This window comes from Paracidovorax oryzae ATCC 19882, assembly GCF_000687165.1.
Lineage (GTDB): Bacteria > Pseudomonadota > Gammaproteobacteria > Burkholderiales > Burkholderiaceae_C > Paracidovorax > Paracidovorax oryzae.
The window spans coordinates 17,000-30,424 of sequence record NZ_JMKU01000027.1 but is presented as its reverse complement, the minus strand read 5'-3'; the positions used below and the strand labels follow the sequence as shown (position 1 = coordinate 30,424).

Here is a 13,425-nt window from a genome sequence, read left to right as displayed (position 1 = left end):
TCCATGGGCAGCATCAGCCACTATCTCAAGGACCTCGGCCGCGGCGCGCGCGGCGCCCGTGCCATTGGCCGCGAACAGGCCGCCGATCTCTTCGGGCAGGTGCTCGACGGACAGGTCACCGACTATGAAGTGGGCGCCTTCTGCATCGCCATGCGCATCAAGGGCGAAACCGCCGACGAGATGTGCGGCTTCCTCGACGCCACCCACGCCCGCCTCGCGCCCGTTCCCGCAGGCGATGTGCCCACCGTCGTGCTGCCCAGCTACAACGGCGCGCGCCGGCTGCCCGTGCTCACGCCGCTGCTCGCCCTGCTGCTCGCCCGCGAGGGCCTGCCCGTGCTGCTGCACGGCATGCGCACCGAGGCCCGCCGCGTGCTCGCCAGCGACGTGCTGCAGGCCCTGGGCGTCGCGCCCATGGAATCGCCCGAGGCGGTCGCGCCCGGCAGCGTCGCGCACGTCCGCACGGGCCTGCTCTGCCCGGGGCTCGCGCGGCTGCTGGCAGTGCGCGAGGTCGTCGGCCTGCGCAACCCGGGGCACAGCGTGGTCAAGCTCATGAACCCGGTGCGCGGCCCGTCGCTGCTCGTCACCGCCTACACCCACCCCGAATACCTGGACATGCTGCACGCCACTTTCGCCGCGCGCGGCATGGACGTGCTGCTCTCGCGCGGCCTGGAGGGCGAGGTCGCCGCAGACCCGCGCCGCACGCCCCGTTACGACGCCTTCGTGCGCGGCGCGCACCATGTGTGGGATGAGCAGCAGCCCGGCACCGCGGCCGAGGTGCCCGGCCTGCCCGCGGACATCGACGTGGACACCACCGCACGCTACACGCAGCAGGTGCTCGCGGGCGAACTGCCCGTGCCCGCCCCGCTCTCCCGGCAGGTGGAACACATCTTGCGTCTTGCCCGCCAGAACCCCACGGAGACAGCCCCATGAACCGTTCCGCCCCTCCCTCGCAGACTGGCCCCACTCCGCCGGCCCGCCCCTATGGCGCCGCGCCGCGCGGCACCTGCACGCTCGTCGGCGCGGGGCCGGGCGATCCCGAACTGCTCACCCTCAAGGCCCTCAAGGCCATCCAGGCGGCCACCGTGCTGCTGGTGGACGACCTCGTCAGCGACGAGATCGTCGCCCTCGCCGCGCCCGGCGCGCGGGTGGTGCATGTCGGCAAGCGCGGCGGCTGCAAGAGCACGCCGCAGGCCTTCATCGAGAAGCTCATGGTCATGGCCGTGAACGAAGGCGAGAACGTGGTGCGGCTCAAGGGCGGCGATCCGTTCATCTTCGGACGCGGCGGCGAAGAGGTCGAGCACCTGCGCGCGGCCGGCATCGAGGTCACCGTGGTCAACGGCATCACGGCCGGCCTCGCGGGCATGACGCTGCTCGGCACGCCGCTCACGCACCGCGAGCACGCCCACGGCGTGGTCTTCGTCACCGGCCACGCCAAGCCCGGCGACAGCGGCATCGACTGGCGCCAGCTCGCCGCCACGGCCCGCGCCGCGCGCCTGACGCTGGTGATCTACATGGGCGTGAGCAGCGCCGCGCACATCCAGGAAGAACTGCTCACCGGCCTGCCGGCCTGCACCCCCGTGGTCATCATCCAGCACGTGAGCCTGCCCTGCCAGCGCCACGCGCTCACCACGCTGGGCGAGCTGCACGCCACCATCGAGCGCGAACAGCTCGGCAGCCCCTCGGTCATCGTGGTGGGCGACGTGACTGCCGGCGTGGCCGCCGCGGCCGGCAACGGCCTGGGCCAGCCCCTGTCGGTGGCGCCGCCACCGCTGCGGCACGCCGGCTGAAGGCGCCGGCGGCCTGCGCGAGAGTTTTCACCCGAAGAGGTTTCCATGGCCGCCCTCCCGATCCCCGCAGCGCACTCCCCAAAGCCTTCCACCCCGGGCCCGGCCGGCAGCGGGGAGGCGGACATCTCCCTCGTGAACCTCGCCGCGCGCCAGCGCATGCTGTCGCAGCGCATCGTCCTGCAGACCATCCTGGCCGTGCAGGGTGACGCCGCCCAGGCCCGGGCGGCGCGCCAGACCCTCCAGACCTTCGAGACCAGCCAGGCCCGCCTCGTGCAAACGCCGCGCCACCTGGATGCCGCCTCGGCACGCGAGGTGGATGCCATGTACCACGGCCCCCGCGGCGTCGGCGCCACCATCGATGCGTTTGCCCGCCAGGCCCGCGCCACGCTGGACCTGGCCGACCAGAGCAGCGCCCGCGCGGCGGATGCCCTGGCGCCGCTGGTGGCCGCCACCGATGGCGTACTCGAGGCCCTGAATGCCGCCACCACGGTCTTCGACCAGATCCAGCGGCGGCAGTCCGAGGCCATGATGGGCGAGCTGTCGGGCATCGTCGCCTCCATCCAGACCGTCGCCCGCGAGGCCAAGGTGGTGAGCTTCAACGCCCAGGTCATGGCCGCCCGTGCCGCCGCGCACGGCCGCGAGTTCGCCGTCGTGGCCAACGTGCTTTCGGGCATCACGGCGGAAATCGACCGCCTGTCGCTGCAGGCCGTATCGCTCGCGGGGCGCGGCGGGCGCCGGGCCGCCTGAAGGCGCCGTGGCCGCTCCCGGGGCGGGAACAGGTCGCTAGGGCCGGCGGGCCAGCAGCCCCGCCCCGAGCAGCCCGGCCAGGGCCAGCAACACGGAGTACGCGGCGCCGGTTCCCATCCGGGCGCCCAGGGCCGCGAAACCCAGCGGCGCCAGCGCCAGCGCCGCATAGCCGAAGAGCAGCACCGCACCGGTGACGGCCCCCGCGCGCGCAGGCCCGGCCGTGCCCGCCACCTCGGCCAGCAGCACGCCGTTCCAGCCGCTCGCGCTCAGCCCCAGCAATCCCAGCAACAGGGCCAGCACTCCGGGCCCAGGCACGCCCGGCCACAGGAACAGCAGCAGGCCGGCGGCGCCCATGGTGCAGCCCAGCGCGCCCAGCAGGCGCCGCAAGGCCACGCCCGGCCGCAGGGCCACCCGGCCCCACAGCAGCCGCCCGGCCAGGCCGCCCGCCTGCATCCAGGCCACCCAGGCCACGGCCGTGGGCACGGGCAGGTGCCAGTGGTGCACCGCATGGCTCACGGCGAAGAAGTTCAGGCACACCTGCACCGCCGTGAACACCGCCGCCGCGAGCGTGAGCATGCGCAGGTGCGGCGACGCGGCGATGTCGCGCAGCCCGCTGCGCCGCCCGGCCGCGTCCGGTGGCACGGCCGGCGCGGCGTGCGCCCCGGCCAGGGCGCGGGCCACCCGCAGACAGGCCACGCCCACGGCCAGCGCCACGGCTGCCACCGCCATGAAGGGCGCAGCACGGTGGCGCAGGAACAGCCAGGGCAGCAGCAGCGAGCCGGCCATCGCGCCGATCTGGTTGCCCGTCTGGCGGATGGAGAACACCCAGGGCCGCCGCGCAGGGGGCGTCACGCGGGCCAGCACGGAGGCGCTGGCGGGGGTCTCGGGCCCGAAAGCGAGCCCGAGCAGCAGCACGGCCGGCCACAGCGACCACCGGGCCGGTCCCAGGCCCAGCGCATCGGCGGCCAGGCAGGCCATGGCCAGCGCCACCAGCAGCATGCACAGCGCCGCCAGCCGCGCATCGCCCCAGCGGCGGATCAGCGCGCCGCTGCCCAGCGCGGCCAGCGCGCCCACGCCGAACAACGCGCTGCCCAGCCAGCCCAGCGCTTGCACGCCCACGCCCAGCTGCGGGGCCAGCACCGACAGCGCGAAGGTGCCCAGGGCCACGGCCGCCTGCACCGCCGTCATGGCCGGCAGCGCCGTGGGCAGGCCGGAGTCTGCGGGGCGCGCCATGCGGTCAGGGCGGGCCGTCGAGCAGGCGGGCGAGCGCCTCGGGCAGGCCGCGGTGCGGCTTGCGCGGCGGCCGCGCGAAGCTGCCGGCCACGGCCTTGCCCGGCTGCAGAGCCACCAGCGATTCGGCATGCCGCACGGCGCTGGACACGCCCTCGACCACCGGCACAGGCAGTTGCCCGTGCAGGCTGCGCGCCAGCCCCGCCAGCGGGGCGCCGGCCAGCACGATCACGTCGGCGCCGTCCTCCGCCACCGCCCGTTCGCACAGCGTGCGCAGGGCCTGGGCATGGTCGCCCTGCACCTGGTCGATGCGTGACAGGGGCTGGTCCAGCGCACGGATGCTGGCCAGCCGCCCGGCCAGTCCGTTGGCCTGCACCACCTCGCGGTACCACGACTGGATGCGCTGCGAGATCGCGATGATCGAAAAGCGCTGCCCCAGCAGGCAGGCGCTCGCCAGCGCGGACTCGGTCATGCCCAGCACGGGCACGGGCAGCGCCTCGCGCAGGCCGGCCAAGCCCGGATCGCCGAACGCGGCCACGATCACCGCGTCGTGCCCGGCATGGTGCTCGGCGGCCATCTGCGCCGCCGCGTAGGCGCCGATCAGCGCCTCGAAGCGGGTTTCGATGTAGGCCACGCCCAGCGGCGCGGTCTGCAGGGTGATCTCCGTCCCCGGCGAAGCGCTGAGGCGTGCCTCGGCGCCGATCAGCGCGGTCACGCTGTCGGAGATGTTGGGATTGAGCACGAGAATACGCATGGCCAGGTCCTTCGTTTCTGGATGCAAGCTCAATGGCCGGCACGGCGGCGGGGCCACAGGCTGGGCCGCCCGCAGACCAGCAGCTCGCCGCGCCCCGGCCGGGGGTGGAAGTCCTGCCCGTCCCACACCACCTCGCCCCGGCTCAGCGTCAGGCCCGGCCAGGCGCGCAGCATGCGCCCTTCGTAGGGCGTGTAGTCCACGGCGTGGTGCAGGCGCTCGTTGCGGATCTCCACCGGGCGTTCGTCCCACACCACCAGGTCGGCATCCGCGCCCACCGCGATCGAGCCCTTGCGCGGGTGCAGTCCGTAGGCCCGGGCCGGGCCGGTCGCCGTCAGTTCCACGAAGCGCTGCGGCGTCATGCGCCCTGCCAGTACCCCCTCGGACCACAGCAGCGGCATGCGCGTCTCCAGGCCCGGGATGCCGTTGGGAATGTGGCGGAACGGCACCTCCTTCCCGCCGGGCTTCTTGCCCTCGGGCGCGTCGTACCGGAAGGGCGCGTGGTCGGACGAGAACACGGTGAAGAGCCCGTCGGTCAGGCCGTCCCAGATCACCTGCTGGTTGCCGGCATCGCGCGGCGGCGGGCTGCACACGCAGCGCGCGCCCTGGTAGCTGTCGTCGATGCCCAGGTCCTCCGCGGTGAGGAACAGGTACTGCGGGCAGGTCTCGGCGAACACCTGCAGGCCATGCGCCCGCGCCCAGCGGATCTGCTCGACCGCCTCGCGGCCCGAGACGTGGACGATCAGGATCGGCACGTCCACCAGCTGGGCCAGCGCGATCGCGCGGTGGGTGGCCTCGCGCTCCACCAGCATGGGGCGCGCATGCGCGTGGTAGCGAGGCGCAGTGCGGCCCGCCGCCTCCAGCCGCCGCGTGAGCCACTCGATGCAGTCGGCGTTCTCGGCATGCAGCATGGCCATGGCACCCTCTTGCCGCGCCACGTCCAGCAGATCGAGGATCTGCCCGTCGTCCAGCTTCATGTCGTCGTAGGTCATGTAGATCTTGAACGAGGTGAAGCCCTCGCGGATCAGCGCCGGCAGCTCATCGCGCAGCACGGCGGGCGTCGGGTCGCTCACGATCATGTGGAAGGCGTAGTCCACGTGGGCCTTGCCGGCCGCGCGGGCCCGGTAGTCCTCCACCGCCGCGCGCAGGGACTGCCCCCGGTGCTGCGCGGCGAAGGGAATCACCGTGGTCGTGCCGCCGCAGGCCGCCGAGCGCGTGCCGGTGTCGAAGTCGTCCGCCATGCGGGCGGGCGGCTCCATGGGCTGGTCGAGGTGGCAGTGCGCGTCCACGCCACCCGGCGTCACGGCGCGCCCGGCGGCGTCGATCTCGCGCGCGCCCGGGCCCAGGCCCTGGCCCAGTTGCACGATGCGGCCGGCGCGGACGGCGATGTCGCAGTGCATCTCGTCGGCGGCGGTGAAAACGTGCGCATGGCGCACGACGAGGTCGAAGTCGGGAGTACTCATGGACAGGGCGTGGTGACGGCGGGATGCAGGGAATGGAGAGGCGGCGCGGAACGGCTCAGCGCATGCGGCGGCTGATGCCGGCGAAGCGCTCCATCAGCACCATCAGGACGAGCGTGAAGAACACCATCAGGCTGGAGATGGCGGCGATGCTCACGTCCAGCCGGCTCTCCAGGTCGGACCACATGCGGATGGGAAGCATGTCGTTGGAGGCATCGCGCAGGAAGAGCGACACCGGCACGTTGTCGAACGAGGACATGAAGCAGATGAACGCCCCGGCCGCGATGCCCGGCGCGATCAGCGGCAGCGTCACGCGCCGGAACGTGTAGGAGCGGCTGGCGCCCAGGCTGGCGCTGCTTTCCAGCAGCGCGCCGGGCAGTTGCGTGAGCGCCGCGCCCGTGGTGCGGATCACGTAGGGCACGCCCACCACCGTGTGGCCGATGATGAGCGTCCACAGCGACAGCGACACGCCCACGTGCGAGAAATAGATCAGCGCCGCCAGCCCGAAGGCCAGGCCCGGCAGGATCAGCGGAGACATGAAGAACGCATCCAGCCCCCGCGCCACGCGCGACTCCGAGCGGGCGATGGCCAGGGCCGCGCCCACCCCCATCACCACCGAAGCCGCCGTGGCGCCGCCCGCCACCTGCAGGCTGTTGAGCACGGCGTACTGCAACTGGTCGGCATCGGCCAGCGCGGCATACCAGCGCAGCGAGTAGCCCGGGGGCGGGAATTTCAGCGAATAGCCATCGGTGAACGACAGCACCACCACCACCACGGTGGGGGCGAGCAGCAGCAGGAAGGCCAGCAAGGCCAGGGAACCGAGCACGAGGCCCAGGACGATGGCGGAGGTTTCGCGGCGGCGAGCGGTCATGGTGGCGGCGGCCTGCGGTCAGGCAGCGGTGGCGTGGCGCTGGCTGAGCCGGCCCACGAGGTTGAACAGGGACACGCAGCCGAGCACGGCCACCAGGAACACCAGCGAGATCGCCGCAGCGAACGGCCAGTTCTGCAGCGAGGACGCCTGCTGGTAGATGTACATGGGCATGAACAGCATCTGCCCGCCGCCGATGAGCGACTGCGAGATGAACGCGGTGATGCTGGCCGAGAAAGTGAGCAGGCAGCCCGCGAGGATGCCCGGCACCGTCAGCGGCAGCGTGATGCGCCAGAACGTGCGCAGCGCGCCCGCGCCCAGGGCCGCCGAGGCGTCCTCCAGGTTCGGGTCGAGCTTCTGCAGCGCGGTGATGAGGGGAAGCGCCATCAGCGGCAGCTGCACGTTCGCCAGCACCACGATGAGGCCGTGGCGGGTGTAGAGCAGCTTCAGCGGCTCCTGGATCCAGTGCAGGTCCAGCAGCACCGCGTTGACGATGCCCTGGCGCCCCAGGATCACCACCCACGCGAACGTGCGCACCACCACGCTGGTGAGCAGCGGCATGAGGATGGCGATCATCAGCACGCGCTGCACGCTGCCCGGGCTGCGCACGTAGCACCAGGCCAGCGCATAGCCCAGCACCAGGCACAGCAGGGTGGTCTGCACGCCCAGCCAGAGGGTGTCGAACAGCACCGGTAGCGTGAACCCGTCGGTGGCGACCTTGATGTACTGGTCCAGGCCGAAGCCCTTGAGCTCGGGCGAGGTGTAGAAGCTCACCACGCACAGCAGCAGCAGCGGAGCCACGAAGAACAGCACGAAGAAAGCCGCCAGCGGCGTGGCGAACGCCAGGCTGTAGCCCGTGGCGGAAGGGAGCTTGGCGGTGGCAGCGGTCATCGCGCGGGATTCCTCGTCGGGCGGATCAGAGCTTGATCTCGCGGTTGAAGCGGTCGATCCAGGCGGCGCGGTGCTCGTTGATCTTCGCCCAGTCCTGGAAGACGAACTTCTTCTTCATCTCCGCCACGTCCTTGACCAGCACGCGCGCGATCTCGCCGTCCAGCTTGACCTTGCTGTTCGTGGGTACGACCAGGTAGGGCGCCTGCATCAGCCTGGTCTGCACCTCGGGCGATAGCGCCACCTCGATCAGCTTGGCGGCAAGCTCCTTGTGGGGCGTGTTCTTCACGATCTCGATCTGCGTGCGGAAGGCGATGGCGCCTTCCTTGGGCGCGACGAACTCCACCGGCACGCCGCGCGCCTTCAGCAGCTGGATCGCGTTGAAGTTGCCCGGGCTGATGTCGATCTGCCCCTGCTGGAACAGCGCGGCGAGCGCGCCCGGGTTGGCGGCCACCGCCGCCAGGTTGGGCTTGAGGCGCTCGATCGCCTTGAAGCCCTCTTCCACGTTGCCCTCGTTGCCGCCGTGCATGCGCGCCAGCTCCACCAGGAAGCCCGTGCCCAGCGTGGAATTGAGGTTCGTGATGCCCACGCGGCCCTTGTATTCGGGCTTGAACAGGTCGGCCCACGAGGTGGGCGGTGTCTTGATCTTCTCGGGGTTGTAGGTGATGCCCACGACCTGGAAGAACATGGCCGGACCGTTCGGATCCTGCGCCTCGGGGATCAGGTCCTTGTAGTTCGCGCTCTGCGCATGGGGGAAGGGCTCGACCAGGCCCTGCGCCACGGCGGTGAGGGCCGGGCCCGGGTCGTGCAGCATCACGTCGATGGGCGGGTTGTTGCGCGCCGCCGTGACCTTGGCGATCTGGTCCACCGACAGCATGGGATCGAGCAGCACGTCCTGCCCCGTGACCTTCTTGAAAGCGGGCACCAGCACGGCACGGTGCGCCTCCTCCCAGCTGCCGGTGAAGGTGGCGAACACCAGCTTGCGCGCCTGGGCGCGGCTGATGCCGGGGAACAGTTGCATGGCGCCCAGGGTGAGCGCGCTGCCCAGGATGTTGCGGCGAGAGAGAGGCAGGGTCATGGCGATTCTCTTGGTGGGGAAGGTTGCGGGAGGAAACGGAGGAAAGAAAGAAAAGGCGGGAAGCCGGCACACGTCATGGAGCGGCGAACACGGAAACGCTCTGGGCCGAGGCCGGCAGCACGGCCACCGTGGTGCCCGCGCCGCGCGGCTGCAGGCCGGGAACGCGGGGCTCCACCAGCTTGAGCGCCTGCCCGGAGCGGGTGCGGATCTCATGGACCACGGTGGCGCCCAGCGGCATGCCGAGTTCCACCGCGCCGTGCAGCACGCCTTCGCCGTGGACGGTCGCATCGCCGGCATCGAGCACGCGCAGGTTCTCCGGCCGGATGCAGGCCACCACGCGGCTGCCCACCGCCACGCCGGCCGGCGGCCGCGCGGCGATCAGGCCGCCGCCGTCCAGCCGCACCAGGGCCTGGCCGGCGTCCACGCCCTGCAACGTGCCGGGTATCACATTGGCCGTACCCACGAACTGGTTCACGAAATAGGTGGCTGGCGTGTCGTACACGGCCGAGGGCGCATCGAACTGCTCCAGCCGGCCCTGGCTCAGCACCGCCACGCGGTCGGCCATGCCCAGCGCCTCCTCCTGGTCGTGGGTCACGATCAGGGCCGTGGTGCCCGCGGCGCGCTGGATGCGCTTGATCTCGATCTGCATGTCCAGCCGCAGGCTCTTGTCGAGCGCCGAGAACGGTTCGTCCAGCAGCAGCACCTGCGGCTCGATGGCCAGCGCCCGGGCCAAGGCCACGCGCTGCTGCTGGCCGCCCGAGAGCTGGCGCGTGAGCCGGCCCGCCAGGTGCCCCAGCTGCACCATCTCCAGCATCTCGGCGGTGCGCTTGCGGGCCGCCTGCCGGTCGGTGCCCCGTGCGGCCAGGCCGTAGGCCACGTTCTCCTGCACCGTCATGTGCGGGAACAGGGCGTAGTTCTGGAACACGATGCCGATGTTGCGGCGCGCGGGCGGCAGCTCGTCGATGCGGCGCCCGCCCACCACCACCTTGCCGCCGCTTTGCTGGATGAAGCCCGCGATGATGCGCAGCAGCGTGGTCTTGCCGCAGCCGCTGGGGCCCAGCAGTGCCACCAGTTCGCCCGCGGCGATCTCGAGGGTCACGTGGTCCACGGCGAGCGCGCCGCCGTAGCGGTGAACGATGTCGTCGAGCGTGAGGCTTTGTCCGAAGGTCTTGTCCATGGGCAGGACTTACGCAATCGGCGTGCCAGTTCTTGTATCCAATTTGGAAAGTCTTCGCATGCCAGGAAAAACCAGACACGGACGGCCAATCCACCACGAAAAACCGCTACCCGAAGAACTGGAACCCGTCTTGCTTGTATCCAATCCCGCGACACTGCCCGCGTTCCGTCGTGGTGCATCGATGGTCCATTTTGGATACAAATCCCGAAAAAAGTGCATCCATGCGTGCGACGCCCTCATCTCTCCCAGCCCCCTTTCCAGGAGCCGCCATGACAGACCCCGTCCACCAGTGGACCGCACTGCAGACCGCCGCCCATGTGGCCGCGCGCCGCATTTCCGCCACCGAGATCGCCCAGGCGATCTGCGCACGCGTCGCGAGGCTGGAGCCTCGGCTCAATGCCTTCGCCGACTTCGACCCCCAGGTGCCGCTGCAGGCCGCGCGCGACGTCGATGCCCGGCTGGCAGCCGGCGAGTCCCTGCCGCTGGCGGGCGTCGTGTTTACCGTGAAGGACAACCTGTGGCTGGGCGGGCGCCCCGCCACCTTCGGCTCGCGCGTGTTCGCCGACTTCATCGCCCCGCGCGACTCCTGGTGCGTGGCCCGCCTGCGCGCACTGGGCGCCGTTCCGCTGGGCGTGACCAACTGCTCCGAATTCGCCTGCAAGGGCATTACCGACACACCCCTGCACGGTGCCACGCGCAACCCCTGGGACCTGGAGCGCACGCCCGGCGGCTCCTCCGGCGGTGCCGTCGCTGCGGTGGCCGCCGGCCTGGGTCCACTGGCGCTGGTGACCGATGCAGGAGGCTCCACCCGCCGCCCCGCTGCGCACACGGGCCTGGTCGGCATGAAGCCGACCCTGGGCCGCGTGCCCAACGCCTGGGGATTCGATGATCCGAACCACCTGCTGTCGGTGATCGGGCAGGTCGGCCGCACGGTGGAAGACGTGGCCTTCCTGCTGGACGCGCTCACCGCCTGGGACCCGGCCGACCCGCTCTCCTCGCCCGCCTTCGCCGTGCCCGACGCCATGGCCGGCCTGCGCCGGCCGCCGGGGGCCCCGCGCCTGGCCTGGTCGCCCCACCTGGGCTGCGGCCTGCCCGTGGACGCCGACGTGCTGGCCACGCTGGAAGCCGCCGTGGAACGCCTGCGTGGCGCGGGCTGGCAGATCGAGCAGGCCGACCCGGCCTGGCCCGAAGGCGCGCGCGAGTACCCCATGATCGCGCTGCAGCAGGCAGGCCTGGCCCAGCGTTTCGGCGACATCTGGCGCACCCAGCCCGAGCGGCTGGACCCGGACATCGGCGCACAGATCGAGCTGGGTTTCGCCATCACCGGCACGCGCATTACCGAATTGCTCAAGCTGCGCGAGGCCTTCCACGCCAGCTTCACGCAGTTCTTCGACCGGTACGATGCCCTGCTTTGCCCCACCAGCCCCGTCGAGGCCTGGCCCCTGGGCAGCCTGGGCCCGGCCGAGATCGGCGGCCTGCCGGCCGGGCCGCGCGGACATGCAGCCTTCACGCCGCTCTTCAACTACGGCGGCGTGCCGGCCCTGTCGCTGCCCTGCGGCACCGGCCGCAGTGGCCTGCCCGTGGGCCTGCAGATCGCGGGGCCGCGTTTCGCGGATGCGCTCGTGCTCCGGCTGGCCAGGCACGCCGAGCAGGTGCTGGGCACGTGCGCGCCCTCACCCCTGATGGCCGGGTGAAAGCGCGGATCAGCCCAGCAGCGCTTCGGCCAGGTCGATCTCCACCTCGGGGCGCCCGTCCAGCCGCAGCGAGCGTTCGATGTGCTCCAGGTGCTCCTCCATGAGGCGGCAGGCGCCGGCCGTGTCGCGCCGCTCGATGGCGTCGATGAGCTGGGAGTGCTCGTCGTTCGGGCAGGCCGAATCGGTGGGCGCATCGAAGGCGAGGATGGCCAGGCAGGTCAGCGGCGTCAGCTCGCGAACCATGCGCGCAAGCTGCGGGCTGCCCGACAGCTCCGCCAGCAGCACGTGGAACTCGCCCGACAGGCGCACCGCCTTGCGCCGGTCTCCCCGGGCGTGCGCCTGCTGCTCGCGCTGCACCAGGGCCCGCAATTGCCGCGTGGCGCTGGGCGCCTTGCCTGCGGCGATGCGCTCGATCAGGCGGGCCATGGCCGCGGGCTCCAGCGTGCGCCTCACCCACAGCACGTCGCGGGCATCGTCCGCCGTGGGGGTGGTCACGAAGGCGCCGCGGTGCGGCACCAGCGTCACCAGTTGCGCCACGGCCAGCCGCTGCAGCGCACCGCGCACCTGCGTGCGGCTCACGGCGAAAAGCTCGGCCATCTTCTCCTCGGCCAGCTTGGTGCCTGGCAGCAGGCGGTGCTCCACGATGGCGTTGTAGATGGTCTCGTGGATGTCGGCCTGGCTGGCCACGCGGCGGGGCGCGGGCTCGGCGGCCGGCGCGGCCGCGGCTTTACGGGAGGATCGCTGGGTGGTCATGGCAAGGGTCCATGCAGGAATCGTGCGCAGTGGCCGTCCACAGCAGGCGCAACAATTGGATGCAATGCCCAAGCATATTGCATCCAAGACGGGCCGGCATGGCACGGTTCTCGCATCACGGCCCGCATCGAAAAGCTCCTCCCGCCCCGCACACCATGGAACCACGCACCCTGATCGGCATGCTCACGCCCTCGTCCAACACCGTGCTGGAGCCCGTCACCGCGGCCATGCTGCACGGCCTGCCCCACGTGTCCGCGCACTTCGGGCGCTTCAAGGTCACGGAGATCGCGCTCTCCGCGCAGGCCAATGCACAGTTCGGCAACCGCGGCATGCTGGACGCTGCCGAACTGCTCTCGCACGCCCGCTGCCGCGTGATCGGCTGGAACGGCACCTCCGCCGGCTGGCTCGGCTTCGACACCGACCACGCCCTGTGCGCCGCCATCGAGGCCGCCACGGGCGTACGCGCCTGCACCTCCGTGCTGGCGCTCAACGAGATCCTGCTGCGCACGGGCGTGCGGCGCCTGGGCCTGGTCTCGCCCTACCTGCCCGAGGTGCAGCAGGCCATCGTGCGCAACTACGCGGGCCTGGGCATCGCCTGCGTGGCCGAGCGCCACCTCGGCATCCAGGACAACTTCGCGTTCTCCGAAGTCGATGCCGGCACCCTGCGGCAGTGCGTGCACGACGTGATGACCACCGGCGGCGAACGCCCGGAGGCCATCGCCATCTACTGCACCAATTTGCGCGGCGCGCCGCTGGCGGCCGAACTGGAAGCGCAGTGGGGCGTGCCGGTGTACGACTCCGTGGCCACGGTGGTCTGGAAGGCGCTGCAGCTGGCCGGCGTGGACACGGCCCCCCTCGCGGGCTGGGGCCGAATCTTCGGCATCCGCTAGCGCCGTATGGCGACGCGCACACGTTCTTACAAAACTGCGGAATCCGGGTGTGCCGCACCGTCCCGCCCCGCCTAACATCCAGGCCGTCGATGATCCAACACT

General features: G+C 71.6%; 13 protein-coding genes. 5 read left to right on the top strand and 8 right to left on the bottom strand.

Features of this window, described 5'->3' with window-relative positions; all coding sequences use genetic code 11:
* Positions 1 to 3 precede the first annotated feature (3 nt).
* Genes ybiB through T336_RS0118560 form a run of 3 tightly spaced genes read left to right on the top strand, consistent with a single transcriptional unit; the run spans position 4 to position 2,534 of the window.
* Complete coding sequence (ybiB, locus tag T336_RS0118570; protein WP_026433676.1) at positions 4 to 930, top strand: DNA-binding protein YbiB; 927 nt, start codon at positions 4 to 6, stop codon at positions 928 to 930.
* Entirely contained in the window at positions 927 to 1,787 is an 861-nt protein-coding gene (cobA, locus tag T336_RS0118565) for a uroporphyrinogen-III C-methyltransferase (RefSeq protein WP_026433675.1), read from the top strand. Before ybiB ends, cobA begins: the two co-directional genes overlap by 4 nt.
* 45 nt (positions 1,788 to 1,832) lie before the next feature.
* On the top strand, positions 1,833 to 2,534 hold the full coding sequence (locus T336_RS0118560) for a type IV pili methyl-accepting chemotaxis transducer N-terminal domain-containing protein (RefSeq protein WP_026433674.1): 702 nt from the start codon (positions 1,833 to 1,835) through the stop codon (positions 2,532 to 2,534).
* Between the two features lie 36 nt (positions 2,535 to 2,570).
* On the opposite strand, the gene T336_RS0118555 is transcribed toward T336_RS0118560, so the two are convergent.
* From T336_RS0118555 to T336_RS0118525, 7 genes are all read right to left on the bottom strand, one after another.
* A complete protein-coding gene (locus tag T336_RS0118555) occupies positions 2,571 to 3,767 on the bottom strand; it encodes an MFS transporter (RefSeq protein WP_026433673.1) in 1,197 nt (398 codons plus the stop codon).
* Between the two features lie 4 nt (positions 3,768 to 3,771).
* A complete protein-coding gene (locus tag T336_RS0118550) occupies positions 3,772 to 4,518 on the bottom strand; it encodes an aspartate/glutamate racemase family protein (RefSeq protein ID WP_026433672.1) in 747 nt (248 codons plus the stop codon).
* A 29-nt stretch (positions 4,519 to 4,547) separates the two neighbouring features.
* On the bottom strand, positions 4,548 to 5,978 hold the full coding sequence (gene hydA, locus T336_RS0118545) for a dihydropyrimidinase (RefSeq protein WP_026433671.1): 1,431 nt from the start codon (positions 5,976 to 5,978) through the stop codon (positions 4,548 to 4,550).
* A 55-nt stretch (positions 5,979 to 6,033) separates the two neighbouring features.
* On the bottom strand, positions 6,034 to 6,846 hold the full coding sequence (locus T336_RS0118540; RefSeq protein ID WP_026433670.1) for an ABC transporter permease: 813 nt from the start codon (positions 6,844 to 6,846) through the stop codon (positions 6,034 to 6,036).
* Between the two features lie 18 nt (positions 6,847 to 6,864).
* Complete coding sequence (locus T336_RS0118535; RefSeq protein WP_026433669.1) at positions 6,865 to 7,734, bottom strand: ABC transporter permease; 870 nt, start codon at positions 7,732 to 7,734, stop codon at positions 6,865 to 6,867.
* Positions 7,735 to 7,759: 25 nt separating this feature from the next.
* Positions 7,760 to 8,809, bottom strand: coding sequence for an ABC transporter substrate-binding protein (locus T336_RS0118530; protein WP_209435985.1), 1,050 nt, complete (start codon positions 8,807 to 8,809; stop codon positions 7,760 to 7,762).
* Between the two features lie 73 nt (positions 8,810 to 8,882).
* Positions 8,883 to 9,986, bottom strand: a complete 1,104-nt coding sequence (locus tag T336_RS0118525) for an ABC transporter ATP-binding protein (protein WP_026433667.1) — start codon at positions 9,984 to 9,986, stop codon at positions 8,883 to 8,885.
* Between the two features lie 269 nt (positions 9,987 to 10,255).
* Between T336_RS0118525 and T336_RS0118520 the strand changes: the two genes are divergently transcribed.
* Complete coding sequence (locus T336_RS0118520) at positions 10,256 to 11,680, top strand: amidase (RefSeq protein ID WP_051647326.1); 1,425 nt, start codon at positions 10,256 to 10,258, stop codon at positions 11,678 to 11,680.
* Between the two features lie 9 nt (positions 11,681 to 11,689).
* On the opposite strand, the gene T336_RS0118515 is transcribed toward T336_RS0118520, so the two are convergent.
* Positions 11,690 to 12,433, bottom strand: a complete 744-nt coding sequence (locus T336_RS0118515; RefSeq protein ID WP_019701894.1) for a GntR family transcriptional regulator — start codon at positions 12,431 to 12,433, stop codon at positions 11,690 to 11,692.
* A gap of 155 nt (positions 12,434 to 12,588) precedes the next feature.
* On the opposite strand from T336_RS0118515, the gene T336_RS0118510 reads away from it, so the two are divergent.
* Positions 12,589 to 13,323: a maleate cis-trans isomerase family protein gene (locus T336_RS0118510; protein WP_019701895.1), complete on the top strand. Its 735-nt coding sequence runs from the start codon at positions 12,589 to 12,591 to the stop codon at positions 13,321 to 13,323.
* Positions 13,324 to 13,425 lie beyond the last annotated feature (102 nt).

What these genes read in the sequence shown, in the direction of transcription:
- T336_RS0118510 (WP_019701895.1), top strand. Translation starts at nt 12,589, where the DNA reads ATGGAACCACGCACCCTGATCGGCATGCTCACGCCCTCGTCCAACACC.
- T336_RS0118515 (WP_019701894.1), bottom strand. Translation starts at nt 12,433, where the DNA reads ATGACCACCCAGCGATCCTCCCGTAAAGCCGCGGCCGCGCCGGCCGCC.
- T336_RS0118530 (WP_209435985.1), bottom strand. Translation starts at nt 8,809, where the DNA reads ATGACCCTGCCTCTCTCTCGCCGCAACATCCTGGGCAGCGCGCTCACC.
- hydA (WP_026433671.1), bottom strand. Translation starts at nt 5,978, where the DNA reads ATGAGTACTCCCGACTTCGACCTCGTCGTGCGCCATGCGCACGTTTTC.
- cobA (WP_026433675.1), top strand. Translation starts at nt 927, where the DNA reads ATGAACCGTTCCGCCCCTCCCTCGCAGACTGGCCCCACTCCGCCGGCC.
- T336_RS0118525 (WP_026433667.1), bottom strand. Translation starts at nt 9,986, where the DNA reads ATGGACAAGACCTTCGGACAAAGCCTCACGCTCGACGACATCGTTCAC.
- T336_RS0118560 (WP_026433674.1), top strand. Translation starts at nt 1,833, where the DNA reads ATGGCCGCCCTCCCGATCCCCGCAGCGCACTCCCCAAAGCCTTCCACC.
- T336_RS0118535 (WP_026433669.1), bottom strand. Translation starts at nt 7,734, where the DNA reads ATGACCGCTGCCACCGCCAAGCTCCCTTCCGCCACGGGCTACAGCCTG.
- T336_RS0118520 (WP_051647326.1), top strand. Translation starts at nt 10,256, where the DNA reads ATGACAGACCCCGTCCACCAGTGGACCGCACTGCAGACCGCCGCCCAT.
- T336_RS0118555 (WP_026433673.1), bottom strand. Translation starts at nt 3,767, where the DNA reads ATGGCGCGCCCCGCAGACTCCGGCCTGCCCACGGCGCTGCCGGCCATG.
- ybiB (WP_026433676.1), top strand. Translation starts at nt 4, where the DNA reads ATGGGCAGCATCAGCCACTATCTCAAGGACCTCGGCCGCGGCGCGCGC.
- T336_RS0118550 (WP_026433672.1), bottom strand. Translation starts at nt 4,518, where the DNA reads ATGCGTATTCTCGTGCTCAATCCCAACATCTCCGACAGCGTGACCGCG.
- T336_RS0118540 (WP_026433670.1), bottom strand. Translation starts at nt 6,846, where the DNA reads ATGACCGCTCGCCGCCGCGAAACCTCCGCCATCGTCCTGGGCCTCGTG.